At 58.4% G+C, this 18,359-nt stretch carries 14 protein-coding genes; 12 read left to right on the top strand and 2 right to left on the bottom strand.

Translation table 11 applies throughout. From position 1 onward, the window contains the following. Window positions 1-40: 40 nt before the first annotated feature. The 4 genes from syd to AB6T85_RS14210 all read left to right on the top strand — a co-directional run bounded on the left by syd (window position 41) and on the right by AB6T85_RS14210 (window position 2,734). A complete protein-coding gene (gene syd / locus AB6T85_RS14225) occupies window positions 41-595 on the top strand; it encodes a SecY-interacting protein (RefSeq protein WP_253458814.1) in 555 nt (184 codons plus the stop codon). A 566-nt stretch (window positions 596-1,161) separates the two neighbouring features. Then, window positions 1,162-1,488: a YqcC family protein gene (locus tag AB6T85_RS14220; protein WP_253458816.1), complete on the top strand. Its 327-nt coding sequence runs from the start codon at window positions 1,162-1,164 to the stop codon at window positions 1,486-1,488. Then, window positions 1,488-2,282: a tRNA pseudouridine(65) synthase TruC gene (truC, locus tag AB6T85_RS14215; protein WP_253458817.1), complete on the top strand. Its 795-nt coding sequence runs from the start codon at window positions 1,488-1,490 to the stop codon at window positions 2,280-2,282. The genes AB6T85_RS14220 and truC overlap by 1 nt, the downstream gene beginning before the upstream one ends. Window positions 2,283-2,284: 2 nt before the next feature. Then, window positions 2,285-2,734 (top strand): flavodoxin, encoded by a 450-nt coding sequence (locus tag AB6T85_RS14210; protein WP_301730103.1) that lies wholly within the window; start codon window positions 2,285-2,287, stop codon window positions 2,732-2,734. A gap of 37 nt (window positions 2,735-2,771) precedes the next feature. On the opposite strand, the gene garD is transcribed toward AB6T85_RS14210, so the two are convergent. Next, window positions 2,772-4,331, bottom strand: coding sequence for a galactarate dehydratase (gene garD, locus AB6T85_RS14205; protein WP_301252643.1), 1,560 nt, complete (start codon window positions 4,329-4,331; stop codon window positions 2,772-2,774). A gap of 499 nt (window positions 4,332-4,830) precedes the next feature. Between garD and AB6T85_RS14200 the strand changes: the two genes are divergently transcribed. From AB6T85_RS14200 to AB6T85_RS14175, 6 genes are all read left to right on the top strand, one after another. Beyond that, entirely contained in the window at window positions 4,831-6,174 is a 1,344-nt protein-coding gene (locus AB6T85_RS14200) for an MFS transporter (RefSeq protein WP_253458824.1), read from the top strand. A gap of 9 nt (window positions 6,175-6,183) precedes the next feature. Continuing rightward, window positions 6,184-7,521, top strand: coding sequence for an enolase C-terminal domain-like protein (locus tag AB6T85_RS14195; protein WP_253458827.1), 1,338 nt, complete (start codon window positions 6,184-6,186; stop codon window positions 7,519-7,521). Window positions 7,522-7,542: 21 nt separating this feature from the next. Beyond that, complete coding sequence (gudD, locus tag AB6T85_RS14190; protein WP_301252642.1) at window positions 7,543-8,877, top strand: glucarate dehydratase; 1,335 nt, start codon at window positions 7,543-7,545, stop codon at window positions 8,875-8,877. A gap of 20 nt (window positions 8,878-8,897) precedes the next feature. Beyond that, window positions 8,898-9,668 carry a 2-dehydro-3-deoxyglucarate aldolase gene (gene garL / locus AB6T85_RS14185; RefSeq protein WP_369895918.1) on the top strand — a complete coding sequence of 257 codons (771 nt, stop codon included), beginning with the start codon at window positions 8,898-8,900 and terminating at the stop codon, window positions 9,666-9,668. A 21-nt stretch (window positions 9,669-9,689) separates the two neighbouring features. Further along, on the top strand, window positions 9,690-10,571 hold the full coding sequence (garR, locus tag AB6T85_RS14180; protein ID WP_301730111.1) for a 2-hydroxy-3-oxopropionate reductase: 882 nt from the start codon (window positions 9,690-9,692) through the stop codon (window positions 10,569-10,571). 62 nt (window positions 10,572-10,633) lie between these two features. Further along, window positions 10,634-11,776 carry a glycerate kinase gene (locus AB6T85_RS14175; RefSeq protein WP_301730113.1) on the top strand — a complete coding sequence of 381 codons (1,143 nt, stop codon included), beginning with the start codon at window positions 10,634-10,636 and terminating at the stop codon, window positions 11,774-11,776. A 169-nt stretch (window positions 11,777-11,945) separates the two neighbouring features. Here AB6T85_RS14175 and barA read toward each other — a convergent pair whose 3' ends face one another. Next, window positions 11,946-14,687 (bottom strand): two-component sensor histidine kinase BarA, encoded by a 2,742-nt coding sequence (gene barA, locus AB6T85_RS14170; protein ID WP_253458841.1) that lies wholly within the window; start codon window positions 14,685-14,687, stop codon window positions 11,946-11,948. Between the two features lie 86 nt (window positions 14,688-14,773). Here barA and rlmD point away from each other — a divergent pair, with 86 nt between their 5' ends. Continuing rightward, entirely contained in the window at window positions 14,774-16,090 is a 1,317-nt protein-coding gene (gene rlmD / locus AB6T85_RS14165; protein ID WP_301252640.1) for a 23S rRNA (uracil(1939)-C(5))-methyltransferase RlmD, read from the top strand. A gap of 27 nt (window positions 16,091-16,117) precedes the next feature. Further along, entirely contained in the window at window positions 16,118-18,346 is a 2,229-nt protein-coding gene (gene relA / locus AB6T85_RS14160) for a GTP diphosphokinase (protein WP_253458847.1), read from the top strand. Window positions 18,347-18,359: the final 13 nt, after the last annotated feature.

Raw genomic sequence — 18,359 nt, 5'->3', positions numbered from 1 at the left:
TAGCCTTAGTGTAACTCAGGCACCAGAGAGTGAAAAAAGAATGATTGATGAAACCTCCCGCGCCCTGGCTGATTTTACCCGCAACTATTGCGACCGGTGGGTCAGCGAATGCGGTCATCCGCCCGCCAGCAGCGAGCTGTATGGCGTTCCCTCGCCCTGCGTGCAGCAAACCGTTGGCGATGAGGTCTGGTGGCTGCCGCAGCCCTTTACCCTCGCCAAAAACCTGGAAAACGTAGAGCGCGCGCTCGATTTACAAATTCAGCCTGCCGTCGTTGCCTGGTACACCTCGCAGTTTGCAGGCGATATGAAGACGCTGGTCAACGGCCAGCCCTGCACGCTGCTGCAAATATGGAGCGAAGACGATTTCGAGCGTATGCAGGAAAACTTGATCGGCCATCTGGTTATGAAGCGCCGTCTTAAACATTCGCCTACGTTTTTTATTGCTACCACACCATCCGAGCTGGAAATCATTTCCGTATGTAATTTGAGCGGGGAAGTGATTCTGGAAAAGCTGGGTACTAAAAAGCAGACGGTACTGGCCGCGAACCTGGAGCAATTCCTTGTTTCTTTACCGATTATTGATCCCTTAAGGTAAAGCGTCATTTATCTTGTGAGAGATCTCTTACAGAGTCTGTAAGAGATCGCTTTTATATCTTAAGAAAAAAAGGCGTTTTCTCCGGTAAAAGCAAAGCAAATCATAAAGTTGTTATAACGCTTTTCGTAAAAAAACCTGCCGGGGTCAAAAAAAAGTTTTCAGCCTATTGTTTGTCAGGTTCATTAAGGCAAACTTGATCCTGTCGCAAGGGATGGTGGCTTAAGGAACAAGCCGGTCGGCAGACTGAAAGCACCTGTTAAGGACTTCAGATCTGCACAAGATATCTCAGGAGTGAGAAAAAGGGACACCTCCGGGAAGGAGAAACGTACTGCCGGAGAGCGGTAAGCCAGGATGCTCAGGGACATCGCCATTGACGGTGAAAGTGTAGGGAAAACTGCAGGACAAAGTTATCAGGGATGAGCAGGGAGCACTAAAAGTAGCTGGATTGCTGCGAACGAACCGGGAGCACTGTTTTTACAGTGCTCCCTTTTTTTCGTCCATACTTATCCCGTTGTCGGCGGTAATGCTATGCTTGCGACCCTTTAAAACTGACCAGGAGAGCTTAGATGAGCCGGGAACTTGAAATCCGCAATCGCCTGCAGGCTATTGAGCAGGCCTTACATGACGCCGGGCTGTGGCAAAACTGCGCGCCAAACGCCGAGGCGTTTGAAAGCACCGAGCCTTTTTGCGTAGATACCATGATGCCGATCCAGTGGCTACAGTGGGTTTTCCTGCCGCGTATGCAGGCGCTGCTGGATGCGCAGTCTGCTTTGCCGGTAAAGCTGGCTATCGCCCCTTATTATGAAGTGGCGCTGGAAGGTGCTATTCCGGGCCGCGCCAATCTGCTGCACATGCTGAACCAGCTTGATCAACTGTTCGAGCACGACGCCTGATGCTGGAGATCCTTTATCAGGACGAGTGGCTGGTCGCGGTGAATAAACCCTCAGGCTGGCTGGTGCACCGCAGCTGGCTCGACAGGCATGAAAGCGTTTTCGTGATGCAAACCGTGCGCGATCAGATAGGCCAGCACGTATTTACCGTTCATCGGCTCGATCGCCCCACGTCGGGCGTGCTGTTGATGGGCTTATCCAGCGAGGTCGCCCGCCTGCTTTCGCAGCAGTTTGAGCAGCACCAGCTGCAAAAAACCTATCATGCCGTGGTCAGAGGCTGGCTGGATGGCGAAGAAACGCTGGATTACGCATTAACTGAAGAGCTGGATAAGATCGCTGACAGGTTCAGCGAGCAGAATAAGGAACCGCAGCCTGCCGTGACCCACTGGCGCGCGCTGGATAAAGCGGAGCTGCCGGTGCCGGTCAGCCGATACGATACCTCGCGCTATACGCTGATGGAGCTGAAGCCGCAGACGGGCCGCAAGCACCAGCTGCGTCGGCATATGACCCATCTGCGCCATCCGATTATCGGCGACAGCGCGCACGGCGATCTGCGGCAGAATCGCAGCGCGGCACAGCACTTCGGCATGACGCGGCTGATGCTGCACGCCAGCGAACTGCGGCTGACGCATCCGGTAACGGGCGAGCCTTTGCTGCTGCGCGCGGGTCTGGACTCGGTCTGGCAGGGAATGATGGCGCAGTTTGGCTGGGAAGACGCTCTCCCCAATCTTCCCAGGGTTGAGTTTGCGGCATCTTGCCTGCAGGATAGCGGTTCAGACCAGGCAACGAGGAGATAAGCATGGCGCAAATAGGCATTTTTGTAGGGACGGTTTACGGTAACGCGCTGCTGGTGGCGGAAGAGGCGGAGCCTTTATTGACGGATGCCGGTCATCAGGTGGAAATTTTTGAAGATCCCACGCTTGAACAGTGGCAGCGTTACGCCGACGGCGTGGCATTGGTGATCACCTCGACCACGGCTCAGGGCGATCTGCCGGACAGCATCACGCCGCTGTTTTATGCTATCAAAGACAAGCTGGGCCATCAGCCCACTCTGCGCTACGGCGTGATTGCGCTGGGCGACAGCAACTACGATGATTTCTGCGGCGCGGGGAAAAAGTTCGATGCGCTGTTGCAGGAGCACTCGGCGAAGCGGGTCGGCGATGTACTGCTGATCGATGCTAACGACTATCCGGAGCCTGAAACGCTTTCTTCGCCGTGGGTTGAAGCCTGGCTGAAGCAGCTGGATTAATAGCCGGGCCTTTGCCTTAAAGGGAAGGCCCGCAGCATCAGGTAACCGGTGCCGGATTGAATACCGCCAGCGAGTTACGGATCCCCCAGCGGTCGGACCAGGTTTGTTTCCGGCCGCTGGCGATATCCAGGATCAGCTCAAACAGCCGCCAGCCTACCTGTTCTATGGTTTCCTCGCCCGTCGCAATCGTCCCCGCATTGATATCCATTAAGTCATGCCATCTTTCCGCCAGCGCGTTGCGCGTCGCCATTTTGATTACGGGGATAGCCGCCAGGCCGTAAGGCGTGCCGCGTCCTGTAGTAAACACCTGCAAAGTAATGCCGGAAGCCATCTGCTGCGTGCCGCAGACGAAATCACTGGCCGGCGTGGCGGCATAGATCAGGCCGCGTTTGGTGGGTCGCTGGCCTGGCGACAGCACCTCAACGATAGCGCTGCGGCCCGATTTGGCGATAGAACCCAGCGCCTTTTCCACCACGTTCGCCAGCCCGCCTTTTTTGTTGCCGGGCGAAGGGTTAGCGCTGCGATCGGTTTTGCCCATATTCAGATAGTCATCGTACCAGGCCATCTCTTCCAGCAGCCGCTGGCCGACTTCTTGTGTCGCCACGCGCGGCGTCAGCAGATGCACCGCATCGCGCACTTCGGTCACCTCGGAGAACATCACCGTCGCGCCGCAGCGCACCAGCAGATCGGAAGCGAAACCTACCGCCGGGTTGGCGGTTACGCCGGAAAAGGCATCGCTGCCGCCGCACTGCATACCGACGATCAGTTCCGCTGCCGGTACCGTTTCACGCTGGCGCTGGTTCAGGCGTTGCAGATGGCGTTCGGCAACCTGCAAAATATCGGCAACCATAGATTCAAAGCCAACATGCTTCTCATCCTGTAGGCGCACCACGTCATTATCATCCAGCGAAATCGCCTGTACGTCGGGCGTGCCTTCCAGCAGGCGCTCGGGTTGAAGTTTCTCACAGCCCAGGCCGACAATCATTACTTCGCCGCCGAAGTTGGCGTTCAGCGCCAGGTTGTGAATGGTACGGATCGGCACCACGGCGGCCGGCGCGTTGATCGCCACGCCGCAGCCGTAAAGGTGATTCAGCGCCACCACGCCATCGACGTTAGGATATTTTGGCAGCAATTCACGCTCAATAATCTGCACCACGTAATCGACCACGCCCGCCACGCAGTGCACGCTGGTAGTAATCCCCAGCAGGTTGCGCGTGCCCACGCTGCCGTCGGCGTTGCGATAGCCTTCAAAGGTGTAGCCTTCAAGCGGCGGCAGGGCGGGCGGCACATTGTTGGCCAGCGGCAGGCTGGCGAGATCCGGCGCTTCCGGCAACACCACCAGCGACTCGTCAATCCAGCCGCCGCGAGGAATATCGCGCACCGCATAACCAATCACTTCGCCATAGCGAATAATATCGCCGCCTTGCGCAATATCGTTTAATGCAACTTTATGTCCCTGGGGAATATGTTCTTTTAGTACCAGTCCGCATGAAAAAGTCGTACCAGCCTTTAATCCATTATTATTTACAACAATGGCGACGTTATCGTTTTCATGCACCTTTATATAAAGGGGAAGATCGTTTCTGGAAATGTTCATTGCTCGACAAGTCCTGAGATAAATGAATCGGCACGTTCTTTATTTTAAAGGTGGGTGAGAAGCGTTTTCGGGTGGAATTATTCTGCTGTTGGACAGTATAGAGAGGCTTCAGGCCGAAAACATTATGCAAATGTCCGACATGGCGCGGTAACAATCAGCGTATTTTCAGGCAAGAGTACAGGCGACAGTGAGGAGGCTCACAAAGAAAAAGGGAACGTGACCGCGCCCGCAGAACCCGCTGTTTCCGTGAGCCACTCCGCAACGAATTGGGCATATGCAAGAACATCTCTGGGTTTTTCCCGTTTAAATAGTGCTTTTTACCGGTGCTTTACCTGGGTGGCCTCCCTATACTTTTTAACAAACGGGACGAGAGCTTTGAACGTTGTGATTATTCTGCCACTTAATCGCTGTGTTTAACCTGACATCATTCTGATACCCAACGCGATGTGTATGCAGTCCAGAGTGAGTTTGCCTGACCGCTATATTTCAGGAGTGCATCATGGATTCAATCAGCAGTGCTGCGAGCACCGTGCAAAAAAGAACTAATGCTCGCTACTGGATAGTGGTGATGCTATTTATCGTCACCTCATTTAATTATGGCGACCGCGCCACTATCGCTATCGCCGGTTCGGCAATGTCAAAAGACATCGGGCTGGATCCGGTCGGGCTGGGCTATATCTTCTCCGCTTTCTCATGGGCTTACGTAATAGGGCAGATCCCCGGCGGCTGGCTGCTGGACCGGTTCGGCTCAAAGCGCGTCTATTTCTGGAGCATCTTCCTGTGGTCGCTGTTCACGCTGTTGCAGGGCTTTGTCGATCTGCTCAGCGGCTTCAGCATTATCGTCACGCTGTTTATGCTCAGGTTTATGGTCGGCCTGGCGGAAGCGCCTTCTTTTCCCGGCAACAGCCGCATCGTCGCCGCCTGGTTCCCCGCGCAGGAGCGCGGCACCGCCGTCGCTATTTTTAACTCGGCGCAGTACTTCGCCACGGTGATCTTCGCGCCGATCATGGGCTGGCTTACCTCCGAAGTCGGCTGGGCGCACGTGTTCTGGTTTATGGGCGGGCTGGGCATCATCATCAGCTTTATCTGGCTCAAAGTGATCCACGATCCGAACGACCATCCGGGCGTCAATAAAGCCGAGCTGGAATATATGGAGCAGGGCGGCGCGCTGATTAATATGGATATGAAAAAAGCCGAGCGTAAGGTCAGCTGGGCGGAGAAAAAAGCGCAGATAAAGCAGCTGATTACCTCAAGAATGATGATAGGTATCTACCTGGGTCAGTACTGCATTAACGCCTTAACCTACTTCTTTATCACCTGGTTCCCGGTTTATCTGGTGCAGGCGCGCGGCATGTCCATTCTGAAGGCCGGCATGGTGGCGTCGATTCCGGCCATCTGCGGTTTCCTGGGCGGCGTGCTGGGCGGCATTATTTCCGACTGGCTGATGCGTAAAACCGGCTCGCTGAATATCGCCCGTAAAACCCCAATCGTTCTCGGCATGCTGCTCTCTATCACCATGGTGGTCTGTAACTACGTCGATACGGAATGGGTGGTGGTGTTCTTTATGGCGCTGGCTTTCTTCGGCAAAGGGATTGGCGCGCTGGGCTGGGCGGTGATGGCGGATACCGCGCCGAAAGAGATCAGCGGGCTTAGCGGCGGGCTGTTCAATATGTTCGGCAACATTTCCGGCATCGTCACGCCGGTGGTGATCGGTTACATCATCGCCACGACCGGCTCCTATAACGGCGCGCTGATTTACGTTTGTATTCATGCGTTTGTCGCGGTAATGAGCTACCTGGTGCTGGTACGCGATATCAAGCGTATTGAACTGAAACCTTTGTAAGGACGAGTTATGACGACGCAAAGCAGCCCGACGATCACCGATATGAAAGTGATCCCGGTAGCGGGATACGACAGCATGTTGCTGAATATCGGCGGCGCGCACGGCGCTTACTTTACCCGCAATATCGTGGTGCTGACCGACAGCGCCGGACACACCGGCGTGGGAGAAGCGCCGGGCGGCGAGACGATTTACCAGACGCTGCTGGATGCCGTCCCCCAGGTCAAAGGGCGGGAAGTCGCCAGGATGAACCGGCTGGTGCAGGAGGTGCATCGGGGCAACCAGTCGGCGGATTTTGATAACTTCGGCAAAGGCGCGTGGACGTTTGAACTGCGCGTCAACGCGGTGGCCGCGCTGGAAGCGGCGCTGCTGGATCTGCTGGGACAGTGCCTGAACGTACCGGTCGCGGAACTGCTGGGGCCGGGCAAACAGCGTGATGAAGTGACGGTGCTGGGGTATCTGTTCTATATCGGCGACCGGGAAAAAACCGATCTTCCTTACCTGAACGGCGAGAACGCCCCGCACGACTGGTATCGCCTGCGTCATCAGAAGGCGATGGACAGCGAGGCCGTGGTGCGGCTGGCGGAAGCCGCGCAGGATAAATATGGCTTCAAGGATTTCAAGCTCAAAGGCGGCGTGCTGCCGGGCGAGCAGGAGATCGACGCGGTGAAAGCGATGAAAAAACGTTTTCCCGAAGCGCGCATCACCGTCGATCCCAACGGTGCCTGGCTGCTTGATGAAGCTATCGCGCTGTGTAAAGACATGCAGGGCATTCTGACCTATGCGGAAGATCCGTGCGGCGCGGAGCAGGGCTTTTCGGGCCGTGAGGTAATGGCGGAATTCCGCCGCGCGACCGGCCTGCCGGTTGCCACCAATATGATCGCCACTAACTGGCGGGAAATGAACCATGCCGTAATGCTGAACGCCGTCGATATTCCGCTGGCCGATCCGCACTTCTGGACGCTGAGCGGTGCGGTGCGTGTCGCCCAGCTGTGCGACGACTGGGGGCTGACCTGGGGCTGCCATTCCAATAACCACTTCGATATTTCGCTGGCGATGTTTACGCACGTGGGCGCCGCCGCGCCGGGCAAGCCGACGGCCATTGATACCCACTGGATCTGGCAGGAAGGCGATCAGCGCCTGACCAAAGAACCTTTGCAGATCCGCAACGGCAAGATCGCCGTGCCGGACGCGCCGGGGCTGGGCATTGAGCTGGACTGGGCGCAAATTGAAAAAGCCCACGCGCTTTATAAAACGCTGCCCGGCGGCGCGCGCAATGATGCCGCCGCCATGCAATACCTGATCCCCGGCTGGACATTCGATCGCAAACGCCCGGCCTTTGGGCGCTGAACCTTACAGAAGGAATACGTTATGAGTCAGGCTACTCCACTGATCACAGAAATGCAGGTCATCCCGGTCGCCGGTCACGACAGCATGTTGCTGAACCTCAGCGGCGCCCACGCGCCATTCTTTACCCGTAATATCGTTATCATTAAAGATAATTCCGGCCACACGGGCGTCGGTGAAATTCCCGGCGGCGAAAAAATTCGCAAGACGCTGGAAGAAGCGGCGGCGCTGCTGGTCGGCCACGGCATTGGCGAATATAAAAATCTGCTGAGCCACGTGCGCAACACCTTTGCCGATCGCGATGCGAGCGGGCGCGGCAACCAGACTTTCGATTTGCGTACCACTATCCACGTGGTGACCGGCATCGAAGCGGCGCTGCTGGACCTGCTGGGCCAGCACCTTGGCGTCAACGTTGCCTCCCTGCTGGGCGATGGGCAGCAGCGCGATCGCGTGGAAATGCTGGGCTATCTCTTTTACGTCGGCGATCGCCGAAAAACCTCGCTGCCTTATCAGAGCCAGCCGGACGACAGCTGCGACTGGTATCGCCTGCGTCATGAAGAGGCGCTGACGCCTGAAACCGTGGTGCGCCTGGCGGAAGCCGCCTATGAAAAATATGGCTTCAACGATTTCAAACTGAAAGGCGGCGTGCTGGCCGGGAGCGAAGAGGCCGAAGCGGTGACCGCGCTGGCGAAGCGTTTTCCCGAGGCGCGCATTACGCTCGATCCTAACGGCGCCTGGTCGCTCAACGAAGCGATCGAGCTGGGCAAGCAGCTGAAAGACGTGCTGGCCTACGCCGAAGATCCTTGCGGCGCGGAGCAGGGCTATTCCGGTCGCGAAGTGATGGCCGAGTTCCGTCGCGCGACGGGCATGCCAACGGCCACCAATATGATTGCCACCGACTGGCGCCAGATGGGGCACACGCTCTCTTTGCAGTCCGTCGACATTCCGCTGGCGGATCCGCACTTCTGGACGATGCAGGGTTCCGTACGCGTTGCGCAGATGTGTCATGACTTCGGCCTGACCTGGGGCTCCCACTCCAATAACCATTTTGACGTTTCGCTGGCGATGTTTACCCACGTTGCGGCGGCGGCACCCGGCAAAATCACCGCTATCGATACCCACTGGATCTGGCAGGAAGGCAACCAGCGCCTGACGCAGCAGCCTTTGCAAATCAAGGGCGGCATGGTGCAGGTGCCGGACAGGCCGGGCCTGGGCGTAGAGCTGGATATGGATCGCGTTATGAAAGCGCACGAGCTTTACCTGAAACACGGTCTGGGCGCGCGCGACGACGCGCAGGCTATGCAATTCCTGGTACCGGACTGGACGTTTGACAACAAACGCCCATGCCTGGTGCGCTAACCCAATTTCTGGAGAAACCGATGAGCTACGTAAATACGCCGAACAGCTTTCGTCAGCGCCTGCTGGCAGGCGAAACCTTAATCGGCAGCTGGTGCGCGCTGGCTAACCCGCTGACCACGGAAGTGTTAGGACTGGCAGGCTTCGACTGGCTGGTGCTGGATGGCGAACACGCGCCGAACGACATCACCACTTTTATTCCGCAGCTGATGGCGCTGAAGGGCAGCGTCAGCGCGCCGGTGGTGCGGCCGCCGACCAACGAGCCGGTCATCATCAAACGCCTGCTGGATATCGGTTTTTCCAACTTCCTGATCCCGTTTGTCGAGACGGAAGAGGAAGCGGTGCGCGCGGTGGCCTCCACCCGCTATCCGCCGATGGGCATTCGCGGCGTATCGGTTTCGCACCGCAGCAATATGTACGGCACCGTGCCGCAGTACAACACCATCATCAACGACAACATCACCGTGCTGGTGCAGATCGAAACGCAGCAGGGCGTGGATAACATTGACGCTATCGCGGCGGTAGAAGGCGTGGACGGCATTTTCGTCGGGCCGGGCGATCTCTCGGCCGCGCTGGGCTACCTGGGGCAGCCCGCCCATCCGGAAGTGCTGAAGGTGATCAAATATATTTTTGAGCGCGCCAAAGCGGTCGGCAAGCCGAGCGGCATTCTGGCCCCGGTGGAGGCCGATGCCCGCCGCTATCTGGAATGGGGCGCCGGTTTTGTTGCGGTAGGCAGCGATTTAGGCGTGTTCCGTGGCGCCACGCAGGCCCTGTGCGATCGCTTTAAAAAATAACCCACTGTTCAGGAGACAAAGATGAAAATCGGATTTATAGGTCTGGGTATCATGGGCAAGCCCATGAGCAAAAACTTAATTAAGGCCGGCTACTCGCTGGTGGTGCGCGATCACAATGCGGAAAGCGTGGCGGAGCTGGTTGCGCTGGGCGCGACGTCCGGCGATTCGGCAAAAGCGGTGGCAGAGCAGAGCGACGTGATTATCACCATGCTGCCCAACTCGCCGCACGTGAAAGAAGTGCTGCTGGGCGAAGGCGGCGTAATCGAAGGCGCGAAGGCGGGCACTATCGTGATCGATATGAGCTCCATCGCGCCGCTGGCGAGCCGTGAAATTCATGAAGCGCTGGCGAAAAAAAGCGTCGCGCTGCTGGATGCGCCGGTCAGCGGCGGCGAACCTAAAGCCATCGACGGCACGCTTTCGGTGATGGTCGGCGGCGACAAAGAGCTGTTCGATAAGTGCTACGATATTATGAAAGCGATGGCAGGCTCGGTGGTTCACACCGGTGAGATTGGCGCGGGCAACGTGACCAAGCTGGCTAACCAGGTGATTGTTGCGTTGAATATCGCGGCAATGGCGGAAGCGCTGACGCTGGCGACCAAAGCGGGCGTCAACCCGGATCTGGTCTACCAGGCGATACGCGGCGGCCTGGCGGGCAGCACGGTGCTGGATGCCAAAGCGCCAATGGTGATGAGCCGCAACTTCAAGCCGGGTTTTCGTATCGATCTGCATATTAAAGATCTGGCTAACGCCCTGGATACGTCGCACGGCGTAGGCGCGCAGCTGCCGCTCACGGCGGCGGTAATGGAAATGATGCAGGCGCTGAAAGCTGACGGGCTGGGCACGGCCGATCACAGCGCGCTGGCCTGCTATTACGAAAAACTGGCGAAAGTCGAAATCAAATAGTCCCGTGGTCCGGCCTGCTGAACCAGGCCGGAACCTTCCCGGCCCCGCGCACGGATTAACGTATGAAAATAGTAATCGCACCGGATTCGTATAAAGAAAGCCTGTCGGCTCAGCAGGTCGCCACGCAAATCGAGCAGGGATTCAGGGAAATATTTCCCGAAGCTCAGTATGTCAAACTGCCCGTCGCGGACGGCGGCGAAGGCACGGTCGAGGCGATGGTGGCGGCGACGGGCGGCAAAACCGTACGCCTGCGCGTCACCGGCCCGCTGGGCGAAGAGGTCGACGCCTTTTACGGTCTTTCCGGTGACGACAGCTGCGCCTATATCGAAATGGCGGCGGCCAGCGGGCTGGAACTGGTGCCTGCGGCGCGGCGCGATCCGCTGATCACCACCTCCTTTGGCACCGGCGAACTGATCCGCAGCGCGCTGGATAAGGGCGTACAGCGTTTTATTATCGGCATCGGCGGCAGCGCAACCAATGACGGCGGCGCGGGTATGGTGCAGGCGCTGGGCGCAAAACTGCTCGACAGCCAGGGCAGACAAATCGGTTTAGGCGGCGGCAGGCTTAACGATCTGGCGACGATAGACATCAGCGAACTGGATGCGCGGATCAAAAACTGCCGTTTTGAGGTTGCCTGCGACGTCACCAATCCGCTGCTGGGCGAAGAGGGCGCTTCCGCCGTGTTCGGCCCGCAGAAAGGGGCTACGCCGGAGCTGGTGGAACAGCTGGATAACGCGCTGGCGCACTATGCCCGGATTATCCGGCGGGATCTGGATATCGACGTGCTGTCGATCCCCGGCGGCGGCGCGGCAGGCGGGATGGGCGTGGCGCTGCACGCTTTTTGCGGCGCGGAACTGCGGCGCGGCATTGAAATCGTGACCGAGGCGCTGGGGCTGGACGAGCTGGTGCGGGACGCCACGCTGGTGATCACCGGCGAAGGGCGCATTGACAGCCAGACCATTCACGGCAAAGTGCCGATCGGAGTAGCGAAAGTCGCCAAGCGCTATAACAAGCCGGTTATCGGCATCGCGGGCAGCCTGACCAAAGATGTCGCGGTCGTGCATCAGCACGGTCTGGATGCGGTATTCAGCGTTATTTACAGCATTTGTACGCTGGACGACGCGCTGGAAAATGCGGCGGATAACGTGCGCATGACGGCACGGAACATCGCCGCCGCGCTGGCGATTGGCCAGAAACTTTCCTGACTCGTTCACTACGTTTTGTTTGCCGTGGCCGGATGGGCAAGCGCGCCCGGTACAGTCTGAGAGCAAACAGGGCTTCTGTAACAACAAGCCTTTTGCATCGGCCTGCTGCTCCGCTGGTTTTCTCTCAGGCCGGGCCGTTGTGTTTTCCTTGCTGGCGCAACGCCTGGCCTCAGCGTCCCTTGCCCGCTACCCTCGTCAGCTTTTCCTGCGCCAGCCGGGCGACGTTTTGCATCTCGTCCAGTAGTTCAAACAGCTCCGGCTCGACGTCTTCAACGGGCATGCCGCCGCGCAGGCTTTGCTCCAGCTGCTGGCACAGCTGCTTCATGCGGGGAACGCCGCTGTAGCTGGCGCTGCCGTGCAGTTTATGAATGATATCGCGCAGCGCCCCGACGTCGCCTTCCGCCATATGGCTTTCAACCTGTTTCTGCACTTCAGGCAGGAAATCCACCAGCATTTGCAGCAGATCGCGCGCCAGATCGGGCTTGTTGGCCGCCTGACGCAGCGCCAGATCCCAGTCCAGAGAGGCAGAAAGCGTGCCCGGCGCGGCAAGAGGCTGCGCTTTGTGCGGCGCATAGCGCAGCAGCAGGTTTTCCAGCCTGGCCTCGTCGATAGGCTTGGCCAGATAATCGTTCATGCCCGCCTTAATCAGCTGCGCTCTTTCGCCATCCAGCGTATGCGCCGTCACGGCGACAATCGGCGTGGAGGCGTGCGCAGGCAGCTCGCGGATCAGTTCGCTGGCACGAATCCCGTCAATTTCCGGCATCTGAATATCCATCAGGATAACGTCCAGCGGCTGGGTTTTCGCCTGCTGGATCGCCATCATCGCGCTGTCGCACAGCACCACCCGTTCAACCTGTTCCTCCAGCAGAGCGCCGATCAGCTTCAGGTTCGCCGGATTGTCATCGACGGCCATCACCGTCAGCGGCAGCTTGTGGCGGCGGGGCAGATCGTTTTCTTCGCGGGTATGGTGATCGAGCAGCACCGGCAGCAGCCGCGACAGCGAAACCGGCTTCAGCAGGCAGGCACTGACGCCTTTATCTTTCAGCTCTTCCGCCCAGGTCTGCATCTGGCAGGGCAGAGCCATAATCACATTATCTGCACGCTCAAGCGCGGGCAGTGCCTGCCAGGGCAGCTGCCGCGAAGGTTCCTGGCTGACCGGCAAACCAATCAGCAGCGTGTCGTAATGCGCCTGCGGCAGCCCGGCAAGCGTTGGGCTATAGCTGACGGCCAGCGGCGTGCTGGCCAGCAGCGCCAGCGTGGCCTGCGCGGCGGCTGGATTCGCCTCTATATAAGCCAGCGTTTTGCCTTCCAGACAGGCTACGGCGCGCGGATCCTGAGCGGCATTCGGGTTCAGCGCCAGGTTGACGTGAAACCAGAAGGTGGAGCCCTGATTCAACCGGCTATGAAAAGAGATCTCGCCGCCCATTTCGTTAACCAGCTTTTGCGTAATCACCAGCCCCAGCCCGGTGCCGCCATGGCGTCGGGAAATGCTGGCGTCGGCCTGGCGGAAAGCCTGGAACAGCTGCGACTGCTGCTTTTCAGCGATGCCGATGCCGGTATCGTGGATCTGCACCTCAAGGTCAACGCGGTTGTTGCTCTGGGAGCGCTTCTCAATGCAGATATCGATGTTGCCGTGTTCGGTAAACTTAATCGCATTGCCCAACAGGTTGACGATGATTTGCTGTAGGCGTAGCGGATCGCCGATAGTGTTGTCGGGCACGTCGGACTGAATGCTCAGCGTCAGCTCCAGCCCTTTTTCATGTGCGGACGGCGCCAGCAGGACGACGACTTCATCCAGGGTGGCGCGCAGCGGGAACGGGATGGTTTCCAGCACCAGCTTGCCCGCCTCCAGCTTGGAGAAATCCAGCACGTCGTTAATGATGCTCAGCAGGTTGTTGGCCGAACGCTCAATGGTATGCAGATAGTCGCGCTGCGTAATATTCAGCGGCGTTTTCAGCGTCTGGCGGGTAAAGCCAATTACGCCGTTAAGCGGCGTGCGCAGCTCGTGCGACATATTCGCCAGGAACTCTGACTTAATCCGCGCGGCCTCCTGGGCGCGTTTTTTAGCCAGATCCAGCTCGACGTTCTGGATCTCCATCTGTTCCAGGGTTTCGCGCAGATCGGACGTCGCCTGATCGATATTTTGCTGCATCTCTTCGTGATAGGCGGTCAGCGACATTGCCATTGAGTTAATGCCGTTTTTCAGCATATCCAGCTCGCCGAGCATATGGCCCGTGACGCGGCTGTCCAGCTGGCCGCGTCGAATACGATCGACGGTATTGACCATATCGCGGATCGGGCCGGTGACGTCGCGCATCAGACGATAGGCGAACAGCATGGCCAGGCAAAGGCAGAGCAGCAGCAGCAGGGTGGAAACAAAAACTTCTTTATACTGCTGCAGCCGCACCGACTGCAGATCCAGTTCAATGGCGACATAGCCCAGCGGATTGCCGTTGGGTTTGGCGTCCTCGACCGGCGACTCATCGGGATAATAGCTTTCCGATAAAATGGGCGTGCGCAGAATGACCGAATTGCCCAGCCGCTGATAGCTGAAGGGGGTAGAGAAGGTCGCGTCTGCCGGCAGACGCAGCTTGTCGGCGCTGGCGTGATAGTTGGACGTGACAAAAAGCTGATTCTGCGCGTCGAAAACGGTAATGGCGCGCACGATATCGGAATGGCGACGGTGGAGCAGGCTGACCAGCTGCCGCACCGCCTCTTTGCTGTGGAACGTCATGCCGTATTCGCTGGAAACCGCCAGCGGTTCGATAATATTGATGCCGGCATCCACCAGCTGGCGCTGCAGTTCGTTATAGCGATGCACGATAAAAAACGTGCTCAGCAGCAGCCCAATCATCAGCGTAGGCGCCAGAATCAAGATCATCATTCGTGCCCGCAGGCTGTATTTGGTCATAATTATCCTGTGGCGCCGTCGCCAGTCGAATTAATCCTGATGCTGGTGTAGGCTACGCGGGTTTAACCACTGTCGAGACAAAAGTAATGGCGCAATTCTACTCTGCAAAACGGCGCGTGACGACCCGCCAGATCATGACCGTGACGGTTACTGACCTTGACGGCTCCGGCCAGGGCGTGGCGCACCATCATGGCAAAACGCTGTTTGTCAGCGGTGCGCTGCCCGGCGAGCAGGCGGAAGTAGAAATCGTGGAAGAGAAACGCAGCTGGGCGCGGGCCAGGACAAAACGGCTTCTGTCGACCAGCCCGGAACGGGTTGCGCCAGCCTGTCCTTACTTTGGCCGCTGCGGCGGCTGCCAGCAGCAGCACGCTTCGCCCGAGCTACAGCAGCGCAGCAAGGCCAAAGCGCTGTCGCGCCTGCTGAGCCAGCAAATTGGCGAGCCGGTGGCGGTGGAGAATATTATCGCCGGCAGCGCGTACGGCTACCGCCGCCGCGCTCGTCTGGGTCTGCACTATCATGCGCGCAGCCAGACGCTGCAAATGGGCTTTCGCCAGGCCGCCTCCAGCGAGCTGGTCGCCATTACGCAATGCCCCGTTTTGAAGCCCGAACTTGATGCACTGCTGCAGCCGTTGCACCAGGTACTAAGCAGCCTGCAGGCCGTAAGAAGGCTGGGCCATGCCGAGCTGGTACTGGCGGACAACGGCCCGCTGCTGGTGCTGCGCCATCTCGATCCGCTCAGCGCGGCAGACAGAGAGAAACTGGAACGGTTTTCGCATAGCCAGCAGGTCGCGCTTTTTCTGGCTCCGGACAGCGAAACGCTGGAGCAGATCGCTGGCGAGATGCCGTTCTATCAGCTCGACGGCCTGACGCTGACGTTCAGCCCGCGCGACTTTATTCAGGTCAACGGCGAGCTGAATCAGCAGATGGTGGCTCAGGCGATGGCGTGGCTGGATTTGCAGCCCACCGACCGCCTGCTGGATCTGTTCTGCGGCATGGGAAACTTTACGCTTCCTTCAGGAAAGCGGGTGGAAAATGTCACCGGTGTGGAGGGGGTTGCAGCATTAGTGGCAAAGGGTGCGTATAATGCGGGCCTGAATAATCTGAATAACATTGCATTTTATCAGCATAACCTGGAAGAAGAAGTGACGGCGCAGCCCTGGGCGGCGGAAGGTTTTAATAAGGTACTGCTGGATCCGGCCCGCGCTGGCGCGGCAGAAGCGATCCCTCACATTATTAAACTTGCGCCGGAAAGCGTGGTCTATGTTTCCTGTAATCCGACTACACTTGCCCGGGACAGCCAGATTTTCCTGGCTGCCGGCTATCGACCAGAAAGGATTACCCTGCTTGATATGTTTCCGCATACCGGGCACGTCGAATCCATGGTGTTATTCAGCCGAAAATAGCTTCCCGGAAGGAGGTTTGGAGAGGATATGGTTGCGGTAAGAAGTGCACATCTGAATACGGCCGGTGAGTTTGCGCTCGACCAGTGGATCACCAGTTTGGGGATCGCGAATCCCCAGTCATGCGAACGACTGGCCGATACCTGGCGCTATTGCGAAGAAACCACCCGCCATCATCCCGATGCGGCGCTCCTGCTCTGGCGCGGCGTCGAAATGGTGGAGATCCTCTCCATGCTCAGCATGGACAGCGAAAGCCTGCGCGCCGCGCTGCTTTTTCCTCTGGCGGACGCGGGCGTGGTGTCCGAAGAGGTGCTGGAAGAAAAGTACGGCAAAGCCATCGTCTCGCTGGTGCACGGCGTACGGGATATGGACGCCATCCGCCAGCTGAAAGCGACCCACAACGACTCTATGGCTTCGGAGCAGGTCGATAACGTCAGGCGCATGCTGCTGGCGATGGTGGAAGATTTCCGCTGCGTGGTAATCAAGCTGGCCGAGCGTATCGCCCATCTGCGCGAGGTGAAGGACGCGCCGGAAGACGAGCGCGTGCTTGCCGCCAAAGAGTGCACCAATATCTATGCGCCGCTTGCTAACCGTTTAGGGATAGGCCAGCTGAAATGGGAGCTGGAGGATTTCTGCTTCCGCTATCTGCACCCGGATGAATACAAACGCATCGCCAAACTGCTGCACGAGCGCCGCATCGACCGCGAGCAGTATATCGACACTTTCGTGCAGTCGCTGCGTGACGAGATCGTCAGGCAGGGCGTCAAAGCGGAAGTGTACGGCCGCCCGAAACATATCTACAGCATCTGGCGCAAGATGCAGAAAAAATCGCTGGCGTTCGACGAGCTGTTTGACGTGCGCGCCGTGCGTATCGTCGCCGAACGTTTGCAGGACTGCTACGGCGCATTGGGGATAGTGCATACGCTTTATCGCCACCTGCCCAGCGAATTTGACGACTACGTCGCCAATCCCAAGCCGAACGGCTATCAGTCGATTCATACCGTGGTGCTGGGGCCGAAGGGCAAAACCGTTGAGATCCAGATCCGCACGCGGCAGATGCATGAAGACGCCGAGCTGGGCGTGGCCGCACACTGGAAGTACAAAGAGGGCGGCACGACCGGCAGCGCGCGCGGCGCGTCGGGGCACGAAGAGCGTATCGCCTGGCTGCGTAAGCTGATTGCCTGGCAGGAAGAGATGGCGGACTCCGGCGAAATGCTGGACGAGGTGCGTAGCCAGGTCTTTGACGATCGCGTCTATGTGTTTACGCCTAAAGGCGACGTGGTGGATCTGCCCGCCGGCTCCACGCCGCTGGACTTTGCTTACCATATCCACAGCGATATCGGCCACCGCTGCATCGGCGCAAAAATCGGTGGCCGCATCGTGCCCTTTACCTATCAGCTGCAGATGGGCGATCAAATCGACATCATCACCCAAAAGCAGCCGAACCCAAGCCGCGACTGGCTGAATCCCAACCTGGGCTACGTCACCACCAGCCGTGGGCGATCAAAAATTCACGCCTGGTTCCGTAAGCAGGATCGTGATAAAAATATCGTCGCGGGCAAGCAGATCCTCGATAACGAGCTGGATCACCTGGATATCAGCCTGAAAGAGGCGGAAAAGCTGCTGCTGCCGCGCTATAACGTCAACTCGCTGGACGAGCTGCTGGCCGCTATCGGCGGCGGCGATATTCGTCTGAACCAGATGAGCAACTTCCTGCAATCGAAGCTGAACAAGCCGAGCGCGGAAGAAGAAGATCGCGAGGCGCTGCGCCAGCTGACGCTGAAATCCTCCGTGCCGCGCAGCAAGGAGAGCGGCCGCGTGGTGGTCGAGGGCGTCGGCAACCTGATGCACCATATCGCCCGCTGCTGCCAGCCGATCCCCGGCGACGATATCACCGGCTTTATCACCCAGGGACGCGGCATCTCTATCCACCGCGCCGACTGCGATCAGCTGACCGAGCTGATGTCGCACGCGCCGGAAAGAATTGTCGATGCGGTGTGGGGCGAAAGCTACTCCAGCGGCTACTCGCTGGTGGTGCGCGTCACCGCCAACGATCGCAGCGGCCTGCTGCGCGACATCACGACTATCCTCGCCAACGAGAAGGTCAACGTGCTGGGCGTCTCCAGCAGGAGCGATACCAAAAAGCAGCTGGCGACTATCGATATGGATATCGAAATTTACAATCAGCAGGTGCTGGGCCGCGTGCTGGCCAGGCTGAACCAGGTGCCGGATATCATTGACGCCAGAAGGCTGCATTAATGCCTTCCCCCTT

The sequence above is a fragment of the Erwinia aeris genome (assembly GCF_041224955.1).
Classification (GTDB): domain Bacteria; phylum Pseudomonadota; class Gammaproteobacteria; order Enterobacterales; family Enterobacteriaceae; genus Erwinia; species Erwinia aeris.
This window is presented reverse-complemented; position numbering and strand designations above follow the sequence as displayed.